This is a genomic window from Corynebacterium sp. CNCTC7651 (assembly GCF_021496665.1).
Taxonomy (GTDB): Bacteria; Actinomycetota; Actinomycetes; order Mycobacteriales; family Mycobacteriaceae; genus Corynebacterium.
The window spans coordinates 1959611-1979986 of the sequence record NZ_CP071246.1 but is presented as its reverse complement, the minus strand read 5'-3'; the positions used below and the strand labels follow the sequence as shown (position 1 = coordinate 1979986).

The window sequence follows — 20376 nt, the reverse complement described above, 5'->3', positions numbered from 1 at the left end:
AGAAGCTGTTTTTTCGAAGATCTACCGATTGCGGACTGGGCGGGCGAAGGAGTTTACTAAGGGCCTCCCGCGGGCGACCGGCCGTTCGAAAGAAGCCGGCCCGTCGGTCCCAAACTCCCACTTCTTTCGAAAGGATTCGCTTTGGCTATTGCCACGAAGAAAACCGCCGCCATCGCCCTTGCGGCAGGTCTCGCAGTCTCTGGCTCCGCTGGCACCCTGACCGCCCCGATCGCATTCGCGCAGGATGCGACTGCAGAAACTGCGGGTGCCGGGATCAATGACAGCCGTTCCATGTCCCTCACGCTGCACAAGAAGAGGCTGACCAACAATGAGCAGCCCGGTGACAAGGCCACCGGTCAGCCCATGGAGGGCGTCCCGGGTGAGGGACTCTCTGGAGTCACCTACCGTCTTGACCTCATCAAGCCCCTTGAAACCACCAAAGATTGGCAGGAAGCAAACCAGCTCTGGGAATCATCCAAGGACGGCGGCGTCCTGGGCCTGACGGCTGAGCAAGCCAACGTGGCAAACGGCGAGACGAACAATGACGGCGAGCTGAAGTTCGACGGCCTGGCGAAGGGCCTGTACCGCGTCGTCGAGACCAGCGCGCCTGCTGGCGTTGTGCCGGGTGCGCCGTTCCTCGTGTACGTGCCGATGACCAACAGCGAGGGCACTGACTGGATCTACGATGTCCACGCCTACCCGAAGAACACCGAGAACACGGTGAAGAAGGAAGTCAAGGATGAGTGGGCCAATGCTGGCGACAAGTACACCTACACCCTGACCACCGGTGTTCCAGCCGGCAAGCTGACCAAGTACGTCGTCCGAGATGTACTGGACGAGCAGCTCGAGGCGCCGAAGGCGGGCGATGTAGAGGTTGAAGGCTTCGCGGCCGGCACTGATTACAACGTCGTCATCAACGGCCAGACGATCGAGGTTGTTTTCACTGACGCGGGCCTTGCAAAGCTGCAGGCTGGCACCAACGTCGTTACTACCATCAACGCTATCGTCAAGGCTGGTGTCCAGCACATCGCTAACCAGGGCACGCTGATCTACAACAACGGCAGCTCCGACTCTGATGTCGAGCACCCGACGGACAAGGTTCACTCCTACTGGGGCAGCCTCGAGATCACGAAGACCAACGAGGGCGACACCCCGCTGAAGGGCGCCGAGTTCCAGCTGGTGCGCTGTGAGCAGACGGCTGGCTCCGCAGGTGAAACTACCTGGACCCAGCTCGCGAACACCGGTGCCCAGTCCGCTTACGTCGGCGAAACGAAGACCGACAAGTTCGTGACCGGGGACGACGGCAAGGTGACCATCTCCGGCATCCACGTCTCCGACTTTGAAAACAACAGCAGCGCCGCCGTAAATACACAGCTCTGCCTAAAGGAGACCAAGGCACCGGCAGGCTACATCGCGAGCGACAAGCTCACCCCGTTTGAGCTGAAGCGCGGCGAGGTGGACGAGAACGGCAAGCCAACTGTCGCCATCCAAGCCGCCGCCACCGTTGTGAACCTCAAGTCCCCGAATACCCTGCCGAACACCGGTGGCATGGGTGTGGTGGTCCTGGCCCTCGCGGGTCTGACCATCGTCGGCGGCGGCATCTACGCCGCACGCCGCAACTCCAAGGCCGCGTAAGTCTCGCGGCTGGGTGTAACCGAACGTCGACAAGCACAAGCCCCGAGGAAAGGATGACAGCAGTGGCAACAACAACGGTTGAAAGGACGCCTCGGCAGGAGCCGGCGCAGAAGTCCTTCTTCCAGCGCGTTGGTCTGCCCGTCATTCTCATTCTTGTGGGCTTGGCGGTGCTGATGTACCCGGTCGTGGCCACGCAGTGGAATAACCGGGTGCAGCAAGATGTCGCGGAACGGTATGAAGAGCAGGTGCAGGCGACGCCGGCTGAGGAGAAGAACCAGCAGATCGAGTCCGCCCGCACCTTCAACGCCGAGCACACCGACGGCCCGATCTTGGACCCGTGGCTGGCGCGCATCAGTAAGGACAACGTTGAGTATCGCGAGTACCTCGACCAGCTGTCCGGCGCCCCTGCGATGTCGCAGGTGGTAATCCCATCCATCGATGTAAAGCTGCCGCTTTATCACGGCACCTCGGAGGAAACGCTCCAAAAGGGGCTCGGCCACCTGTACGGGACCTCGCTGCCCGTCGGTGGCGAGGGGACTCACTCGGTGATCACGGGGCACACGGGCCTGACGAACGCAACCCTCTTCGACGACCTCATCGATGTCCAGCCGGGCGACGCCATCTACGTCTCCACCTTCGGCGAGCGCATGAAGTACCAGGTGTACGGCACCGAGGTCGTGCTCCCGGACGAGGTGCAGAGCCTGCGCTCCGAGCCGGGCAAAGACCTGGTCACGTTGATCACCTGCACGCCCTACGGCATTAACACCCACCGCCTGCTGGTCCACGCGCAGCGTGTGTCGATGGACGCGGCGGAGGCGGAGGTCCTCGACAAATCCGCTTCCACCATCCAGTGGTGGATGTGGGTGCTCGGCGGGTTGTCGCTGGTCATCTTCGCCGGTATGGCGTTGTGGATCATCCGGGAGAAGCGAAAGGACGCGCAGCACACCGAGCTCGACGCGACCGCGGCGCGACGCCGCCAGCTCGCCCGCGAACTCAACGAGGAGCTGCGCCGCCGATGACCTACACAAACCGCGTCGCGGCCATTGCCGCGGCAGCCGCGATCACGGTCTCTGCGCTGGCTGCCACGCCGGCCGCAGGCCGGGTGATCAGCGGGAATGATGGGGGTTTGGTGGCGGAGAGCGTCGATAAGCAAAGGCCCCTAAGCCTCACCGTGCGCAAAACCGCGACCAACCCCTTCGACGATCTGCCGGCCGGCGAAAAGCCCGCCGCGATCGCCGGGGCGCGCTTCACACTGCGACTGGTGGAGGGCATCGACATCGCCACCACCGCCGGGCGCGAGCGCGCCAAGAGCTTCACGCTTGACGACGTTCAGTCCCACCACCTCACCCTCATCAGCGAGCGCACAACCGACGCCGACGGCGTTGCGCGGTTCACCGGCCTGGAACCCGGGCTGTACCTGCTTGAAGAGGCTGCGCCGGATACGCAGCACAACTACCGCGTTTCCGGTCCCAAGCTGGTGATTTTGCCGCTTGGCAATGTGGCCGGGAAGCAGTTTGAGTACGACAACGTTGTAGTGACCAAGCCGGAGCCGCAGAGCACCACGCCGCAGTCTCCGCAGAACACGCCGCACGCGAGGACGTCGCCGACTCCGACGCCGACGCCGACTCCAACGCCGACTCCAACGCCGACGCTTTCAACCTCGGTGACTACGGAAACCACGGCGACAACCCCCGTCCGGATAACCGGTACGACCGGAACACCCGTGCCTGGGGGCGGGGATTCCACCGGCCGCGGCGGCGGCCTGGCCTACACCGGCGCGAACGTGCTGTGGGCCCTGGGTATCGCGGCGCTGTTGATCGCGGCAGGCATCTACCTCATTCGGCGCGGCGCCGGAGCCACAACCTAGCGGACAGAAAGGAAACCAATGCGAAAGCTGTTTACCCGCGGCACCGAAGCGCCGCGCCTGCGTGCCGGTGGGCGGTTGCGCGGGGTGTCCGCTGCAGTGCTCTCAGCCGCGCTGGTTGTCGGTTCCGGCGCGTACCCGGCTGAAGGTGCTGCGCAGACGCAGGAGGGTGCCGCGACGCAGGCACCGGCTGCGACGCCGGTCAACGTCACTCGCACCAGCGGCGTAGACACCGTCACCGTCACCGATCCCACTGGGGAGGCCTGGGCATTTGGGGCCAAGGCCTCTGCGGAAGACATTTTCGCGCTCAAGCGCGTGGGTGCTGGGGAGATCGAAGAGATCCTCTCAATCACCGCGGACGGCAAGGAATTGGCACCGGAGTTCTACGGCTACGTGAATACCGCTAAGGGCGGTTACCTGGCCTTCGACCTCGACGCGCTGGACCAGGTCCCGCCGCGCGGGGTGACCATTGAAGCCCGCACCAGCGGGGATGCCGCTTATTCCGTCGCGGAGAGCGTTGAGGTGCCCTCCGCACGCGAACTTTCCGCGTCTGGCTACGGCCGCAACCCCGCCGCCGCGGCGACCGTGAACCCGGAGGGTGTGGGACAGGCGCGCGCGGCAACGCTGCCGGACTCCAAAGTGCAGCTGGTGCTCAATCCGATGTCCTTTTCGCAGATCAGCGGCGCACGGGATCCCATGCCGCCGCGGGGCACGCTGAAAACATCTATTGGCGGCGCGGCGGCGCAGCGCAACGTGTACCTGACGGAACTGGTGCTCACCCACAACAACAAGGCGGCTAAGTATTCGCTCGGCGGGCCGATCACCATTAGAAAGAACAACGGCACTGAGTACTGCACGGTGCAGGGCAGCGGCGTCAAGGTGTTGAGCACCAGGTCGGCTGCAGACGGCGGATCGGTGAACAAAATCTCGATTGACCTGACGCAGTGCGATCCGCAGATTGTGGTGTGGCAGGGCTCGAAGGACACTATCGACGTCGATTTCAACGGCCCAGGTACCGGCAACGCCAACAGCGACTACAGCATGGAGCTCTACGGCTCCTACGAAAGGTACCGGAGGCCGGCCCCGGAGACGTCGACAAGCGTGCAGCCCCCGGCGCCGAGTGGCGCCCAGTTCACCGCGTCGAGCCCCAACCTCGCGCTGAGCGGCGCGACCACGACCGGAACGAACCCGTACCGGACCACAGTGAGTGTCAACGGCCCGGCGACCTTCATCGGCGCAACCGTGCGCATCGACGCGCCGAGATCCATCCTGAGCGGCGAGGATTACACTCTCACTGTCGACGGCGTCGAGGGCACCGGCTTCGGCATCGGCCACACCGTGGCCCGCCGCAGCAACGACCTGGTGGAACTTGAATTCTTCCCGACCGAGAACGGCAGGCGCACTGAAGCACTTCCGCTTGGCGACGGCGCCACTTTCACCCTCACCTCCCGTTTCAGCGGTAACTCTGCTGCGACCGGCACGATCACCATCAACGGCCAGCCGCGGGAGACACCCCAAGCGCCGGGCGACAACGCGCCGGTGGTGGACGGCCCGTTGAGCGGCGAGTACAAGCTGCCGCTCGGCGCGGCCACGCTATCGACGCTTTCCGGCGGCGACCAACAAAAGCAGTTGACCGCGCCGCTGCTGGGTACTCGGACACAGCGCGATGTACACCCCACCAAGGTGCGCATCTCCTACAACGGCACCGTGAACAACAACACCGCCAGCCTGCGCGGCCCGGTGACGTTTACGAAGCAAAACGGTGAATCGTGCACAGTGCAAAACCCGCGCCCGGCGGCGACGCAACGCCAGCCGCGCGGCACTGCAGTGGTGACCGCGCTCGAGATCGATCTCAGTTCCTGCCGGATCAAGTTCTGGGAGGGTGCCAGCGACACAATGACCGTGACGTTCGGCGGCCCGGGCGGGCCCACTGGCAGCACCAACACGTACACCTTCGAGGCGTGGGGCCGCAGGGACCAGCTGCAGGCGGGCAGCCAGCCCGCGCCGGGAACCACCCCGCCCAGCCCGGTGGACGCGAACGGCAAGTGCGTTTCCAACGACCCGGAGACCCAGGTGCAGCCGCGCCTGGGCGCGCGGGAGCTGACGGCGCAGGAAAGGGCGCGGGGCACCGAGGTGTACGTCTCCACCTCCGGGGCGGCGAACGGCCAGGATCGGGATCGTGCCGCGTTAACGCACACCCAGCTCAGCGTGGAGCAGCAGGGTTCCGCCGAGTTCGTGCCGGTTGGTTCCAGCAACTGGATTTACAACGGCCTGGCATACAACCCGGAAGATAACTGGCTGTACGCCGTTAGCCAGTTCCGGGGAAGCAGTGCGGCGGTGGATCCGTGCTACCCGGCGGGACACCTGCTGCAGATCGACCCGACCACCGGTGCGGTGCGCGATCTAGGCGAGGTGACGCAGGGCGGCCGAAGCCCGTTCAGGGACGGCGCTGCCGGGCGCGACCGCACATTGATCAACGCCGGCGTGATCAGCGGGGGAGAGCTCTACGTGTCCAACTCCTCCAGCTCTGGGTCCCGCAACATGTACAAGGTCACCCTGCCGGAGGTTGGTGCAGCGAACCCCAGCGGCCGCGATATGGGGTACAAGGTGTACTCCGAGGATTACGCGGTGCTGCCCGACGCCCCCCAGTATGCGTGGGGTCTGGTGAGCACCTCGGCCTACAGGGAGCTCGGCTTCGGCAGCTACCAAAACGGTGTGTGGAGGGACAGCAACGGTGTCTACATCGAGCGCGTTGACCTCACTACCGGCAGGGTGGATCACTGGGCGATGGGATTTCTAGAGCGCCGCGCGAACATGGGCGAGTACCTCACCCAGAAGGCCACTTGGGGTAAAGCGTGGACCTACGGCAATGGCAACCTTGGGTTTGCCCAGGGCGGCGACTCCGCGAACCAGAGGAACCCCGGCGTGCAGATCACTGTGACCAACCCAACTGGTTACCGGCCCTCGTTCCAGGTAGTTGCACTGTTGGATAAGGTCCCGGAGTCCTACAACACGGACGCGGCGAGCAACGCGCGCAGGACACCGCCGCCGGTCAGCGATCTGGCCCTGGAGAAGGTAACCGTCTCGAAGAATGACGGCAGAACCTACCCGGGATTCGACAAACGCCAGATGCAGAGCGGCCGCACGTACTGGGCAATCAACGTCAAGAACTTGGGCCCGGACAACTCTCCCGGCGCGATTGTGACGGATGTCGTGCCCAAGGCGTTCGAGGATGTGCGGCTGGAAGCCGAGTACGGCAGGCAGAAGGATGGGTACGACACGCTGATCCAGCTGTCCCCGAACGACCGCAGCCTGCGCGCGGACGGCCTGTTTGGAACCGGGCCGACCGATTTTCAGTACATTCTCGGGCCGACGATGCCGGGGGATGAGGTCTGGATGTACCTTTCCGCGTCCCTGAAGCGCAAACAGCAGTGCGCCGCCAACACGGCCGCGGTTGCAAACAACGACCTTGACCCCAACCCGGGCAACAACTCGGACGAGTCCGGCTGCCCCCCGGCCGTTGAGCTGCACAAGGAGTTCGCCGGGGAGCCGCGCGACGGTACGTGGCTTGCACCGCTTGCCGACGGCAGCTTTGCCGTCAACTACCGAGTGACCGTGGCCAACAAGACTCCCACGAGCATCACCTACGATCCGCCAATCGACGAACTAGCGGTGCCGAAGGGTTTTGCGCTGAAGCGCGCCACGGTGACCTACACCAACGAGTACGCGAACAAGACGATCACTTGCGCGGTGGATGAGCGCAACGAGTACCTGAAACCGGGCGACTTCACCCCCGGCAGGTCCACGCGGTTCCGATTGCAGGATTGCCGTAAGGAAAACAGCCCGTACATCGGTTTTGACGGCGAGCGGAGCGAATCCAGGAGTGTCGCCGAGGCCAGGGCGCACCGCAACATCAACCCTAAGGGCGGCAGGGTGCTGGAGGGCAGCCACACGTACGACGTCTCGATGGTGCTCACCCTTGACCAAGGCGCCTACCTCGACGCGTACCCGGCTGCCGGCGGCGACGTGTGCACGTACGAGAACGGCGGCCTGGTGAATACGGCCTACATGGATGAGACTGAGTCCGAGCAGCCGTGCACCTACCCCCGCGTCTTCCGGCCTGAGCTGAAACTGGTCAAGCGCGCGGACACCCTGGACGGCCAGAACATTTCCAACCTGGGTGTGAAGTTCTCCATCTTCAACGATGCCAACGGCAAGCCGGGCGACGTGGTGTCCGGCATGGCCACGGACGGCGACGCACTCCGCGCAACTGAGCCCTTGCAGTACGACAAGAAGTACTGGCTGGTGGAGACGAAGGCACCGGCCAACTTCAGCCTGCTCGTAGAGCCGGTTGCGTTGGTCATTCGCCGCGACACCACCGGGTCCGCGCGCGTGGAGCTGCTGGAGAACGCGACGGTGGCGCGCAGTGAGCCTGGTGAATTCAACCTCGCCGTGCTCTCCGTCCTCAACGTCCGCCAGGGTGAGCTGCCCAAGACCGGCGGCGTGGGCATCGGTGTCGTCGCGCTGGTCGGCCTAGTGATTGTCGGTGCCGGCGTGGCGGCCGCGCGGCGCAGGGCCTAGGGGTGCTGGGGCGCGGGGCTCGCCGCGTTGAGAGATGCCGGGTGCAGCTCTCGGACGGGCACCGCGCCTTGAGGCCTACAGGGGTGTAGGCCTCAGCGGAGATGGGCGCTGAGGCCTACCGGAAATCCGCAGGTCGTGTGTTACTGGTGTGACTCGGTTTTCTTGAGGCCTACACCCGTGTAGGCCTCAGCGAAAATGGGGGCCGGCGGGGACGCAAAAGGGGCCGAAAATGGGGGCCGGCCTCGTCGAAAAAAGGGGCTGGCGTGGAAGCCAGCCCCAGCCCCCACAACCAAAACCTAGTTCTCGGTCTCGGTGTCCTTGTCGGCCTCAAGGCCCTCGCGGGAGTTGTCGCCCACGCGCTCGAACGCATCCAGCGCCGCCTGCAGGATCGCCTCAGCCTCAGCCTTGTCGCCCCAGCCGGAGCCGGTGACTTCCTTGTTCGGCTCCAGGTCCTTGTAGTGCACGAAGAAGTGCTCGATCTCGTCCTTGGTGAAGTCGTCCACGTCGGAAATGTCCTGGTACTGCTCGTAGCGCACGTCGTCGATGACGCAGAGCAGCTTGTCGTCGCCGCCGGCCTCATCCGTCATCTTGAACACGCCAATCGGGCGGGCAATGACGGTCACGCCCGGGAACACCGGCTCCGGGGTGATCACGAGGGCGTCGAGGGGATCGCCGTCGTCGGCAAGCGTGTGCTCAATGAAGCCGTAATCCGCCGGGTACGCCATGGGGGTGAACAGGTAGCGGTCCAGGAAGACGCGGCCGGTCTCGTGGTCCACCTCGTACTTGTTGCGGGACCCCTTCGGAATTTCAATGATGACTTCGATGGCCATGATGCTCCTTTGCTTGTGCGAATAGTCGCCGACCATCTTACGTGGGCTAGCATCACACCCGATGAAGGTCTGGACGTGGGTTGCCGCAGCCGCCGCGCTGATCGGCGTAGGCACGGTCGCGGGTTTCGGCGTGGCCGCACATGAGCAGCTCGCGGCCCTCGAGCACGCGCCCGCCTACGCGCTGCCCACTCCCGCGCCCGTCATGGTCCCGGCGTCGCCAAAGGAGCTTATGCTTGCCGACGCTTTCTCGAACCACGCCCAAGACCCCCGCCTCGCCGAGTTCCACGCGCGCATTACCAACGCGGCGACGGGCCAGGTTGTGTTTGACCAGCTCGCGGACGCGCCCCTGCGCCCCGCCTCCACCACTAAGATCCTCACCGCCGCCGCCGCGATCCTGGAGCTTGGCCCCCGCGACACCGTGCGCACCGACGTGTACCGGGTGGGGGATGACCTGGTGATTCGCGCCGCCGGCGACGTGTGGCTGAACGCCGAGGCGCTGGACGATCTCGCCGCCCAGATCTCTAGCGGCAGCGCTGTCACCGGCGCTGCCGCGGCCGGGGCGGGCGCTGCCACCGGCGCTGCCGCGGCCCGCGTCCTCATCGACACCACTGCGTGGGATGGCATGCCCGAACTCCTGCCCGGCTGGGATCCCATCGACATCGACGGCGGTTTCGTCGCGCCGTTGCAGCCCGCCATGCTGAACGGCGGCCGCGGCCTTGAGGAGGAGACCGGCGACGTCCCGCGCTCCCACACCCCGGCACTGGACGTGGCGCAGGCGCTGGCGGACCGGCTGGGGATCGCCGAGGTCGGCTACGGTGAGGCCCCGGCCGCCGGAGCGGTGGGTGGTGCCCCGGCCCCGGCTAGCGCACCTGCTCCGGCCGATGCCGCCGCCCCGGCCGACGAGCCCGTCGCCTCCATCGAGTCGCCCGACTTGGTGTCCCGCCTCGAGGTCATGATGAAGAACTCGGACAACGTGTACGCAGAGGCCATTGGTCGCGAGCTCGCCCTGCACCGCGGCTCCACCGATGCCCCCGGCGCCACGCTGGCCATTCTCGCCGAGCACGGGTTCGACACCTCGGCCGTCACGATCAACGACAACTCCGGCCTCTCCGAGCTCAACTTGATCACGCCGAAGCTGCTGGACGAGATCCTCGCCTCCGCCGCCGCGCCGGGCCCCAGCGACCTGCGCCCACTGCTGGCCACCCTGCCCGTCGCGTCCGGCGACGGCACCCTAATCCAGCGTTACGGCGACCTCCCCGGCCGCGGCTGGGTCCGCGCGAAAACCGGCACGCTGGATGAAACTTCGGCCCTCGCCGGCATTGTGACCAGCAAAAACGGCAACGTCTACACCTTCGCGTTCCTCTCCAACGGCTCAGACATCCTCTCTGCCCGCCGCGCGCTGGACGAGTTCGCCTCCGCCCTCCGCGAGTACTAGCCGTGGACCCCTTCTGGCCCCGTAAGTCCCCGCACTTCCTTGCTTGCCGACGCTCCCTCAAACACCTCCAAACCTCCCCCCACCAACCTGCACTGATCGGCCTCTCAGGAGGACCAGACTCCCTTGCGTTGGTGGCGGCGGCCGCCGCTGAACGCAAACACGTCCGTGCCGTGGTGGTTGATCACGGCCTGCAGTCCGGCTCCGCCGAAGTGGCGGCGCGCGCCGCCGAGCAGGCCCGCTCGCTTGGCGTGCCCGCCGAGGTTGTGCGCGTGGACGTTGCCCCGGGCGCCCCGGGCGCCGCGGGTGCTGCGGGCGCCGCACGCGCTGCGGGCGCCATACGTCCCGTCGGCCTTGAAGCAGCTGCGCGGGAGGCCCGCTACGCGGCCCTCTTCGCTGCGGCTTCTGCTGCGGCTGCTGCCGCGAGTGGGGCCGCGGCGGCTGCCGCGAGTGGGGCCGCGGCGCACAGTGGCGACGCCATCACTACGGCGCCCGAGGTCTGGGTGGCCCACACTGCGGACGACCAGGCCGAGACCCTGCTTCTTGGCGCGATGAGGGGGAATCCGGCGGGGATGGGGAGCGTCGAAAAGCGGCCCGGAGGGCTTCTTGTGCGGCCGTTCCTGCAGATCCGGCGTGCGGACACGGTGGGGGCGTGCGAGGAGCTCGGGTTGGAGTACTGGCGCGACCCGATGAACGATGACCCGGCGTACCGGCGCGTGGCTATGCGCCAACAGATCATTCCTGCGCTGACGGATCTGCTGGGCGGCGATGCCGTTCCGGCGCTTGCCGCCACCGCGGACCGGATTGCGGAGGATCGTCAGCTGCTTGACGCGCTGGTCAACTTGGAACCGACTGACGATTGCACCGAGTTGGCCGCGGACGCAGGACCGGTGCGGCGGCGCAGAATTGCGGCCGGGTTGCTAGAAAAAGGCGTCCCGGTGCAGGGGGATCAGCTGGCGGCCATCGAGCGGCTGGTTACGGATTGGCGCGGTCAGGGGCCGGTGAGCGTGGCGGGTGGATCGGTCGCGCGCCGGGATGGGCGTTTGGTCGTGGAGCGCTAGCGGGCTGCGTGGAAAGGGTGCGCCGCTAACGGAACCTGCGCGCGTTTCCAACGTCTAATACGTATGGGAACTATTGATAGAGAACATGAAACTGTCCGTGTGACTCGTCGAAACCGCGAGTCCGAAATTCTTAGCCACCTGATAAACCTCCGCAGGCTGACACACGAGCAAGCCGGTCAACTCACGGAGGCGTATCACGACCTCCACCCGCATTTGATCTACCCGCAACGGCTGTGGGACTCGCTGCCGTTTCACGAAAAACGCTGGTTAGAGGGGCGTTCCATTGCTATGACAAGTAGGAGAGCGATCCTCGTTGGCCGATCAGCTGCGCGCGAAACCGGGATGTGGGTGATCAGCCTCAGCGATGAACCGATCGAGCTGGTACTCCGCTCCGGTGGCACCGCGCCGCGCCGGGTGAAGCGCGGGGGCGTGGTTTATCGACGCATGAAGCTTCGCGACGATGAAATTACAGCCAGAGACGAATGCCCCGTCACCACGTATTTCCGCACATTTGCAGACATTGCCCGCTACCACGGGTTTCTTGAGGGGTTGATCGCAGCCGATTACCTCCTATATCGCGGGTGTGACCCCGAAACGCTACGCCGGCAGTTGCGACGATTGGGGCCGATCGACCGCATCGCCACGGTTCGGCGATGCCTTGACCACGCCGTGGAGAATTCGGATTCGCCGTACGAGACATTGGCACGGGGATTGTTGATCGAGGCCGGAATCGGGCCCTTGACCACGCAGTTTCAGATCCAGGGCTATTTCGCGGACATACTTATCGACGATTGGCTGATCATCGAAATCGATGGTGACGTGAAGTACGACGGCCCCGACGCCGAGGAAGTTAGGCAGCGGGAATTCAACCGGCAAAAGCGGATCACCAACATGGGCTACGTCATTCTTCGGTTCAGCCCCGACTTCATTCGGAACAATCCTGATCGGTTCATTGCGGAAGTCCGTGAGGCTCTCGCTGCCCGCGGCAAGGTTGTGGCTGGCGGTTAGGTGGCGCTGCCGGTTCGCTGCCGGTTCGCCGCAGTGACCCGGCGGGCCGGATCGCTTGTACCGCTAGGTCGCTCCGCGGACGCCATCGGGTCTGTACACCGGTACCGCCGGTCCGCGGACGCCACCAGGGCGCTCCGCGGAAACCGCAGGACCCACACGCTGCGCTTATGCCCTGCTGTGTTGCGTAGCCCTTATTGCGATCCTCCGTTGCCGATCCTCACACGACGATCCAAAGGCTTATATGCTTTCGGATTGTATGAATATAACCCTCTGGATCGCCACAAAAGGATCGTCTACAGGGGATCGGAATCGCAACCGGGGATCGCAATAGGGGAGCGCACCACCACGCCGACGAGCGCACCGCCAAGCCGCCGCACACCGCCAAGCCGCCGCTGACCACCACGCCAAAGGCGGCCACGCCCAACGCAGCCGGAAACGCAAACCACCAAAACAACCCCCACCACCCCGTTTCTTGAAGCGCCGAGCGGCAAAGTGGCAGTATGTAGTGGTTGAGCCATAAACAGCCACCTGAGCGAAAGGCCCGCCGCCATGACCGAGCACGAGCTGACCGAGCACGAGCTGACCGAGCACACGTTGCACGATAAGAAGGACTTCAACGTCCCCGCGAACCGCTACGGCGATGACGTGGAGGCGGTCCTTATTAATGAGGACGAGCTGCAGGCCCGCATCCAGGAGCTGGCGGACATGGTGTCCGAGAAATACAAGGGCGCGGAGCAGGAACTGATCCTCGTGTGCGTGCTCAAGGGCGCGGTGTTCTTCCTCACCGATTTCGCCCGCAAGCTCTCCATCCCGTGCGAGATGGAGTTCATGGCGGTGTCTTCCTACGGCAACTCCACCACCAGTTCGGGCGTCGTCCGCATTCTCAAGGACCTGGATAAGGAGATCGCCGGCCGCGACGTGCTGGTGGTCGAGGACATCATCGATTCCGGCCTGACCTTGTCCTGGCTGCTCAAGAACCTGAAAGGTCGCGGCCCGAAGACGCTCGAGGTGGTTACGCTCCTGCGCAAGCCGGAGGTGCAGACTGCCAAGATTGAGCTTCTCGACGTCGGCTTTGACATCCCCAACGAGTTCGTCATCGGCTACGGGCTGGATTATGCGGAGCAGTACCGTGATCTTCCGTACGTCGGCACGCTGCACCCGCGCGTTTACTCGGAAAACTAGATATGACAAAAAACCAAAAAGTGATGCGGTGGGGCCTGCTGGGCGCCACCGTCTTGATCGTCCTGTACCTGCTCACCCTGCTCGGGGATGACACGCGCGCCTACCAGCAGGTAGACACGTCCGTCGCCCTCGAGCAGCTCAAGGAGCACAACGCTGAGCAGGTGCAGATCGACGATCGCGAGCAGCGCGTCCGCATCGACCTGCGCGAGCCGATTACTGTCGACGAACGCGAGGGCATCGAGGCCATCAGCGCCCAGTACCCGGCCCGCACGACGCCGATTATCTTCGACGCCGTCCAGGAATCCGGCGCGGACAGCTACAAGACGAATGTGACGCAGGAATCCTTCCTGATGTCCATGATCGGCTTCATGCTGCCGATGATCATCATCTTCGGCCTGCTGATCTACTTCACCTACCGCATGCAGGCGGGCGGCGGCATGTTCGGCATCGGCGGCTCCAAGGCGAAGCAGCTGACCAAGGACAACCCGACGAACACGTTCGCGGACGTCGCCGGCGCGGACGAGGCAGTGGATGAGCTGCAGGAAGTGGTGGACTTCCTGGTCGATCCCACGATTTACCAGAAGCTCGGCGCGAAGATCCCGCGCGGTGTGCTGCTTTACGGCCCACCCGGCACCGGTAAGACGCTCCTGGCCCGCGCCGTGGCTGGTGAGGCCGGCGTGCCGTTCTACACCATCTCCGGTTCGGACTTTGTGGAAATGTTCGTCGGCGTCGGTGCGTCCCGCGTGCGCGACCTGTTCAAGCAGGCGCGCGAGAACTCGCCCTGCATCATCTTCATCGACGAGATTGATGCAGTCGGCCGCCAGCGCGGCTCCGGCATGGGCGGCGGCCACGACGAACGCGAGCAGACCCTCAACCAGCTCCTCGTGGAGCTGGACGGTTTCGACGGCCGCGAGGGCGTGATTCTCATCGCCGCCACCAACCGCCCGGACATCCTCGACCCGGCGCTGCTGCGCCCCGGCCGCTTCGACCGCCAGATCCCGGTGACCAACCCGGACCTGAAGGGCCGCGCCCAGATCCTCAAGGTGCACGCAAAGAACAAGCCGCTGTCCAAGGACGTGGACCTGGACGCGCTGGCCAAGCGCACCGCCGGCATGTCCGGCGCAGACCTGGCCAACGTGCTCAATGAGGCCGCGCTGCTTACCGCCCGCGTGGGCGGCAACGTGATCACCCCGGACGCCCTCGAAGAGGCGACCGACCGCGTGATCGGCGGCCCACGCCGCAGCTCCAAGCTCATCTCCGAAAAGGAGAAGAAGGTCACCGCGTACCACGAGGGCGGCCACACCCTCGCCGCGTGGGCGCTCAAGGACATCGAGCGCGTGTACAAGGTCACCATCCTCCAGCGCGGCAACACCGGCGGTTTCGCCATGACCGCGGATGAGGATGACAAGGGCATGTACAACCGCGACGAGCTCTTCGCCCGCATGGTCTTCGCCATGGGCGGCCGCAGCGCGGAGGAGCTGGTCTTCGGCGAGCCGACCACCGGCGCCTCCAACGACATCGAGCAGGCCACCAAGATCGCCCGCGCGATGGTCACCGAATACGGCATGACCAGCACGCTTGGCACCGTCAAGTACGGCGAGGCCCAGGGCGACCCGTTCTCCGGCCGCGGCGCCGGCGGCGTGCTGGAGTACTCGCCGGCCGTCGCCGAAAGCATCGACCGCGAGGTGCACGAGCTTGTCGACGCCGCACATGAGACCGCCTACAACATCCTGGCCAAGCACCGCGATCACCTGGACACGCTGGTGACCAAGCTCCTGGAAAAGGAGACGCTGCGCCGCCCGGACTTGGAGGCCATCTTCGACGACATCGAGCCGGAGCGCCCAGAGCTCCCGCTTCACGACGTTCGATTTACCCGCCAAAAGGACCACGAACCGGTGAAGACCCCGGTTGAGCTCGCGCTGGAGCGCGGCGAGGAACCGCCGAAGCGTTTCTCCATCTTGGAGGCGTCCCGCGAGACGCGCGAACGCCGCCGCCGCGAGCGCGAGGCCGAGCAGGCACAGCAGAACCAGCCGTACAACCGCTGGCGCGCCGGCAACAACGGCCAGCCCGGCCAGCCGGGCCACTACGGCCAAAGCGAACAGCCCGGCCAGCCTGGCGGACCCAACGGCCAAGGCGGCCAGCCTGGCGGGCCCAACGGCTCGACTCGCTGGCAACCGCACACCGGCAACCGGCCAAATTACGGCCCCACGCCACCTCCGGGTTGGACCTACCCGGGCCAGCCCGGCCAGCCTTCGGCGCCCCAGCAGCCAAACCAGCCCGGCCAGCCGCTGCAGCCGCAGCCACAGCACCCGGGCATGGACCACTACCGCCCCGGCGAAGAGACCGCGCAGTTGCCGCGCCCGCGCCACGCAGCCCCCGAGCAACCGGCACAGCCAGCACAGCCGACCCAGCAGCCGAACGGCCCCGAGGCACCGACCGAGGAGATCGGGTTCCGTTTGCCGGAGCACGAGCGCCCGGATCACCCGTTCGAGGAGGACGCAACGCGCCCCGACGTACCGGAAGAGGCGCCGGCTCGCGACGCAGACGAGATCGCCCAGCCGGACACCGAGGAACGCGAGATTACACGGGAAGAGTAAGAAGAGGACAACCATGACGCAGAACGAAAGCGAGCTCCTCGACCCGGAGCACACCAGCCCGGGCGCGAGCGACCACACGCTGGCAAAGCAGGGCACCTTCGACCGAGAGCGCGCCGAGGCAGCCATCCGTGAACTCCTGCTCGCGGTGGGGGAGGACCCGGACCGCGAGGGTCTGAAGGAAACGCCGGCTCGCGTCGCCCGCGCCTACGAAGAGGTCTTCGCGGGCCTCCACGCAGAGCCGACCGAGGTGCTGGAGAAGACCTTCGCAGAAAACCACCGCGAGCTGGTCCTGGTGCGCGACATCCCGATCTACTCCACCTGCGAGCACCACCTGGTGCCGTTCTACGGCAAGGCGCACATCGGCTACATCCCGGGCCCGGAAGGCAAGGTCACTGGCCTGAGCAAACTGGCCCGTCTCGCGGACCTCTACGCCAAACGCCCGCAGGTGCAGGAGAGGTTGACTGCGCAGGTGGCTGATGCGATCGTCAATAAGCTTGGTGCCTCGGCGGTGATTGTTGTCATCGAGTGCGAGCACCTGTGCATGGCCATGCGCGGCATCCGTAAGCCCGGTGCGGTGACCACCACCTCGGCGGTGCGCGGCGGGTTCCAGCACAACGCGGCCTCGCGCGCCGAGGTCATGAGCCTGATCCGGAGCTAACCCATGAGCGTAACCACCGTGCGGGACCTCACCGCCCCGGGCCGCACCACGGTGATGGGCATTGTGAACGTCACCACGGATAGTTTCTCGGACGGCGGGCAATTCCTCGATGTGGATAACGCCGTCGCGCACGCGCACGAGCTGGTGAGGCTGGGGGCGGACATTATTGACGTCGGTGCCGAATCCACCCGCCCCGGCGCAACCCGCGTCCCGGCTGAACTCGAGGCGGAGCGCGTGAAGCCTGTGATCGCGCAGCTGAACCAAGATGGCATCCGCACCAGCGTGGATACGATGCGCGCCGCCACCGCCCTCGCTGCGGCGGAGGCCGGCGCGGACCTGATCAACGACGTCTCCGGCGGCCTCGCGGACCCGCAGATGTACAGAGTGATGGCGGAAACCGGCCTGCCGGTGTGCCTGATGCACTGGCGCGCAGACCGCTTCGAATCCGCGGCCGGCGCGGCGGATCACGGCGGTGACGTGGTAAAAGACGTGCACCAAGTCCTCCAGCAGCTGGCCGACAACGCCATCGCCGCCGGCGTGAACCCGGAGCAGATCACGGTGGATCCGGGCCTGGGCTTTGCCAAGACCGCTGAGGACAACTGGGCGCTGCTGAACGCGCTGCCGGAGTTCATCGCCGGCCCGTACCCGGTGCTGGTGGGCGCGAGCCGCAAGCGGTTCTTAAGCGCCATTCGCGCAGATCGCGGCCTGGACCACCTGCCCACGGACGCGGACCCGGCTACCGCAGCCGTCACCGCGCTTGCCGCGCACATGGGTGCCTGGTGCGTGCGCGTGCACGAGGTGGCCGTGTCCCGCGATGCCGTCGATGTTGCCGCGGCGTGGAAGGCGGGCCGGTAGATGGCGGACCGCATCGAGCTCAAGGGCCTGACCGTCCACGCCAACCACGGCGTGCTGCCGCACGAGACGGAGCACGGCCAGACCTTCACCATCGACATCACCTGCTGGCTGGACTTTGCCAACGCCGCCGCGAACGACGACCTCACCCAAACCATCAACTACGCAGAGCTGGCTCAGCTGGCCCACGACATCGCCGCCGGCACCCCGCGCCAGCTCATCGAGACCGTGGCCACCGAGATCGCCGAGACCGCCCTGCGCACCTACGCGCAGCTCCACGCCGTGGAGGTCACGCTGCACAAGCCGCATGCGCCGATCCCGCTGGTGTTCCAGGACGTCGCCGTGGTCGCCCGCCGCTCCCGGAAGAGCCTCTAGCATGCGCGCAGTGCTCTCCACCGGCTCCAACATGGAGGATTCGCGCGCGCACCTCGCCGCCGTGGTCCGCGCATTCCGCCCGCACCTCATCCGCGCGAGCTCCCTCTACGCCACCGCGCCGTGGGGCGGCATTGACCAGCCGGACTTTTTGAACCAGGCACTGCTTATCGACGTTCCCCTCACACCCCACGAGCTCCTAGCAACCTGCCAGTCCCTCGAGCGCGAAGCGAACCGCGTGCGCGACGTCCGCTGGGGGCCGCGCACCCTGGACGTGGACATCGTGGACATCGAGGGCGTTACTTCTGACGACCCCACCCTGACCATCCCGCACCCCCGCGCCCACCAGCGCGAATTTGTGCTGCGCCCGTGGCTGGAGATCGACCCGGACGCCACCCTCAACGGCCAGCCGGTGGCGGACATCCTCGCCGCACTGGAGCCGCAGGGCGTGCGCAAGCTTTACGACGCTCCCGGGGACCTCCCATGACCCGCACCCCGCTCGCAGGCCTAATCGGCGCATTCGTGTTCACCACCGCCGCGTCCCTGATCCTGGTGCGCCGCTTCTACAACACGATGGTGAATCTCAGCCTCGTGGTGCCGCTCAGCCTGTGGATTGTCGCCGCCGCCTGCGCCTACTTCGCCTACATGGTGAAGAAGCGTCGCGAGGAGGGCAAAGTGGGCCTGGACCGCAGCCAGCTCAACCCCATGATGGCCGCGAACCTGATGATCTTCGGCAAAGCGTGCTCCTGGGCCGGGGCGCTCTGCGGGGGGCTTTACGCTGGCGTTTTAGTGTACGTCGTCCCGCAACTGAGCGTGCTTGCCGCGGCGGGCGAGGATTTCCCCTCCGTGCTCTCCGGAGCACTCGGCGGCGTTGCACTCGCCGCGGCGGGGGTGTGGCTGGAGCGGTCGTGCGAAGTGTCGCCGCCCTCGGCGGGCGAGGGCGTTAGCTAAGGTAATGCACATGACTGACCGCGAGCCGACGTCCACAACCAGCTCCAAGGGCACCATTTGGGTGATCATCCCCTTCGTGGTGGCTGTGATTGGCACCGTGGTCATGTTGTTCACCAACTCCGCGAACGCGCTGAAGATCGCCCTGATCTTCGCACTGTGGGCAGCCGTCGCCGGCATCATGGTCATTGACCGCACCCGCCGCGACCGCGACACCGCAGTGCAGCGCGCCGCCGAGCGCGAGGCAGAGCTTTCCCAGGCCCGCGCCGAACTGTCCAAGCGCGCCGAGGCTCCGGCCCCCGCGCCGACCGTGGACACCGAGGTGCTGCGCGAGCTCCAGGCCGAGATCAAGGCGCTGCGCACCCAGCTGGAGGACCTGCGCGGCGAGCCCTTCGAGTACGAACCCGCCGCCGTCCGCGCCAACGCCCGCCGCATCCAGGAGCTCGAGCCCACCCCCGCACCGAAGCAGCCGGGCCCCTCCAACGACGACACTGCCAAGATCGCCGCCGTCAAGGAGCCGATTGCTTATCGACGTCAGCGTTCCACCACCACGCCCACCGAGACCACCAAGCCGGCTGAGGCAAAGGCAACCGCTGCGAAGGTAACCGCGGCACCGAAGCCCGCAACGTCTCGCCCGTCTGTAGCGCCGCAGCCGTCCACCGCCTCCCGTCCTGCGGCCCCGCGCCCGGCAGCTCCGCGACCAGCCGCGTCCCGCCCGGCCGCCGCTGCTGCCTCTTCGGCCTCCACGTCCCGCGCCGCAACGCCGGGCGCCCCGACCGCGGACGCCATCTCCGGTCGCCTGGGCCAGCAGCCTACCCGCGAACACCCGAACCCGTTGGCAGCGCTGATCAGCGAGCGCGAACGCGAAGCCGCCCGCGAACAGGGCCGCACTGCGTCCAAGAACACTGCGCCGAAAACCCCGGCCGCCTCCAAGACCTCTGCGCCGAAGACCACCGCACCCACCGCGCCGAAGCCTTACCCGCAGCCGGCGGCGAAGCCGTTCCCAACTGCGGCTGCACCAGCTACTGCACAAAGTCCAGCAGCAACCGCTGCACAAACTCCCGCGGCGCCGAAGCCCGCTGAGCAGCCCAAGCCCGCTGAGCGCCCCGCTCCGTCTGCGCCCGCCGCCCCGAAGCCACAGCCCGCCCCGCCAGCCGCGCCGGCCACCGAGCCGAAGCCGGAACCAACGGCAGCGCCCAAGCCGGAGCAAACCACCGCGCCAACCGCCGAAACCACCACGCCGACCACCGACACCACCGCGCCAACCACGCGTCGTGGTGGCCGCCGTCGTCGTGATGAGCGCGGTGCCAGCGCCATCTCCGTCGCCGATCTGCTGAAGCGCGAAGACCAGTAACG

General features: G+C 66.2%; 16 protein-coding genes. 15 read left to right on the top strand and 1 reads right to left on the bottom strand.

Annotation, left to right across the window (positions count from 1 at the left end; all coding sequences use genetic code 11):
- Positions 1-141: 141 nt before the first annotated feature.
- From JZY91_RS09535 to JZY91_RS09520, 4 genes are read left to right on the top strand one after another with little or no spacing between them, the layout of a single operon-like run.
- Entirely contained in the window at positions 142-1635 is a 1494-nt protein-coding gene (locus tag JZY91_RS09535) for a SpaH/EbpB family LPXTG-anchored major pilin (RefSeq protein ID WP_234947640.1), read from the top strand.
- 53 nt (positions 1636-1688) lie between these two features.
- Positions 1689-2654 (top strand): class C sortase, encoded by a 966-nt coding sequence (locus JZY91_RS09530; RefSeq protein WP_370639219.1) that lies wholly within the window; start codon positions 1689-1691, stop codon positions 2652-2654.
- Positions 2651-3502: a SpaA isopeptide-forming pilin-related protein gene (locus tag JZY91_RS09525; RefSeq protein ID WP_234947638.1), complete on the top strand. Its 852-nt coding sequence runs from the start codon at positions 2651-2653 to the stop codon at positions 3500-3502. Before JZY91_RS09530 ends, JZY91_RS09525 begins: the two co-directional genes overlap by 4 nt.
- 18 nt (positions 3503-3520) lie before the next feature.
- Entirely contained in the window at positions 3521-8080 is a 4560-nt protein-coding gene (locus JZY91_RS09520; protein ID WP_234947637.1) for a SpaA isopeptide-forming pilin-related protein, read from the top strand.
- A 296-nt stretch (positions 8081-8376) separates the two neighbouring features.
- Here JZY91_RS09520 and JZY91_RS09515 read toward each other — a convergent pair whose 3' ends face one another.
- Positions 8377-8910 (bottom strand): inorganic diphosphatase, encoded by a 534-nt coding sequence (locus JZY91_RS09515; RefSeq protein WP_234947636.1) that lies wholly within the window; start codon positions 8908-8910, stop codon positions 8377-8379.
- A 61-nt stretch (positions 8911-8971) separates the two neighbouring features.
- On the opposite strand from JZY91_RS09515, the gene dacB reads away from it, so the two are divergent.
- From dacB to JZY91_RS09460, 11 genes are all read left to right on the top strand, one after another.
- Positions 8972-10345: a D-alanyl-D-alanine carboxypeptidase/D-alanyl-D-alanine-endopeptidase gene (dacB, locus tag JZY91_RS09510; protein WP_234947635.1), complete on the top strand. Its 1374-nt coding sequence runs from the start codon at positions 8972-8974 to the stop codon at positions 10343-10345.
- Between the two features lie 2 nt (positions 10346-10347).
- Positions 10348-11403: a tRNA lysidine(34) synthetase TilS gene (tilS, locus tag JZY91_RS09505; RefSeq protein WP_234947634.1), complete on the top strand. Its 1056-nt coding sequence runs from the start codon at positions 10348-10350 to the stop codon at positions 11401-11403.
- 63 nt (positions 11404-11466) lie between these two features.
- On the top strand, positions 11467-12411 hold the full coding sequence (locus JZY91_RS09500; protein ID WP_234947633.1) for an endonuclease domain-containing protein: 945 nt from the start codon (positions 11467-11469) through the stop codon (positions 12409-12411).
- A gap of 594 nt (positions 12412-13005) precedes the next feature.
- Positions 13006-13593 (top strand): hypoxanthine phosphoribosyltransferase, encoded by a 588-nt coding sequence (hpt, locus tag JZY91_RS09495; protein ID WP_234949118.1) that lies wholly within the window; start codon positions 13006-13008, stop codon positions 13591-13593.
- A 2-nt stretch (positions 13594-13595) separates the two neighbouring features.
- Positions 13596-16190 carry an ATP-dependent zinc metalloprotease FtsH gene (gene ftsH / locus JZY91_RS09490; protein WP_234947632.1) on the top strand — a complete coding sequence of 865 codons (2595 nt, stop codon included), beginning with the start codon at positions 13596-13598 and terminating at the stop codon, positions 16188-16190.
- A 13-nt stretch (positions 16191-16203) separates the two neighbouring features.
- Positions 16204-16848: a GTP cyclohydrolase I FolE gene (folE, locus tag JZY91_RS09485; RefSeq protein ID WP_234947631.1), complete on the top strand. Its 645-nt coding sequence runs from the start codon at positions 16204-16206 to the stop codon at positions 16846-16848.
- Positions 16849-16851: 3 nt separating this feature from the next.
- Positions 16852-17703, top strand: coding sequence for a dihydropteroate synthase (gene folP, locus JZY91_RS09480; protein ID WP_234947630.1), 852 nt, complete (start codon positions 16852-16854; stop codon positions 17701-17703).
- The gene (folB, locus tag JZY91_RS09475) at positions 17704-18075 is read left to right on the top strand and encodes a dihydroneopterin aldolase (protein ID WP_234947629.1); all 372 of its coding nucleotides are present in this window, start codon (positions 17704-17706) and stop codon (positions 18073-18075) included.
- Between the two features lies 1 nt (position 18076).
- Positions 18077-18559: a 2-amino-4-hydroxy-6-hydroxymethyldihydropteridine diphosphokinase gene (gene folK / locus JZY91_RS09470; RefSeq protein ID WP_234947628.1), complete on the top strand. Its 483-nt coding sequence runs from the start codon at positions 18077-18079 to the stop codon at positions 18557-18559.
- Entirely contained in the window at positions 18556-19023 is a 468-nt protein-coding gene (locus JZY91_RS09465; RefSeq protein WP_234947627.1) for a DUF3180 domain-containing protein, read from the top strand. Before folK ends, JZY91_RS09465 begins: the two co-directional genes overlap by 4 nt.
- A gap of 10 nt (positions 19024-19033) precedes the next feature.
- Positions 19034-20374, top strand: a complete 1341-nt coding sequence (locus JZY91_RS09460; protein ID WP_234947626.1) for a DUF6779 domain-containing protein — start codon at positions 19034-19036, stop codon at positions 20372-20374.
- Positions 20375-20376: the final 2 nt, after the last annotated feature.

Excerpts from the sequence above, each read along its gene's own strand:
- JZY91_RS09465 (WP_234947627.1), top strand. The coding sequence starts at position 18,556 with ATGACCCGCACCCCGCTCGCAGGCCTAATCGGCGCATTCGTGTTCACC.
- dacB (WP_234947635.1), top strand. The coding sequence starts at position 8,972 with ATGAAGGTCTGGACGTGGGTTGCCGCAGCCGCCGCGCTGATCGGCGTA.
- JZY91_RS09515 (WP_234947636.1), bottom strand. The coding sequence starts at position 8,910 with ATGGCCATCGAAGTCATCATTGAAATTCCGAAGGGGTCCCGCAACAAG.
- folP (WP_234947630.1), top strand. The coding sequence starts at position 16,852 with ATGAGCGTAACCACCGTGCGGGACCTCACCGCCCCGGGCCGCACCACG.
- folB (WP_234947629.1), top strand. The coding sequence starts at position 17,704 with ATGGCGGACCGCATCGAGCTCAAGGGCCTGACCGTCCACGCCAACCAC.
- JZY91_RS09520 (WP_234947637.1), top strand. The coding sequence starts at position 3,521 with ATGCGAAAGCTGTTTACCCGCGGCACCGAAGCGCCGCGCCTGCGTGCC.
- JZY91_RS09525 (WP_234947638.1), top strand. The coding sequence starts at position 2,651 with ATGACCTACACAAACCGCGTCGCGGCCATTGCCGCGGCAGCCGCGATC.
- ftsH (WP_234947632.1), top strand. The coding sequence starts at position 13,596 with ATGACAAAAAACCAAAAAGTGATGCGGTGGGGCCTGCTGGGCGCCACC.
- JZY91_RS09500 (WP_234947633.1), top strand. The coding sequence starts at position 11,467 with ATGGGAACTATTGATAGAGAACATGAAACTGTCCGTGTGACTCGTCGA.
- JZY91_RS09460 (WP_234947626.1), top strand. The coding sequence starts at position 19,034 with ATGACTGACCGCGAGCCGACGTCCACAACCAGCTCCAAGGGCACCATT.
- folK (WP_234947628.1), top strand. The coding sequence starts at position 18,077 with ATGCGCGCAGTGCTCTCCACCGGCTCCAACATGGAGGATTCGCGCGCG.
- folE (WP_234947631.1), top strand. The coding sequence starts at position 16,204 with ATGACGCAGAACGAAAGCGAGCTCCTCGACCCGGAGCACACCAGCCCG.
- JZY91_RS09530 (WP_370639219.1), top strand. The coding sequence starts at position 1,689 with ATGACAGCAGTGGCAACAACAACGGTTGAAAGGACGCCTCGGCAGGAG.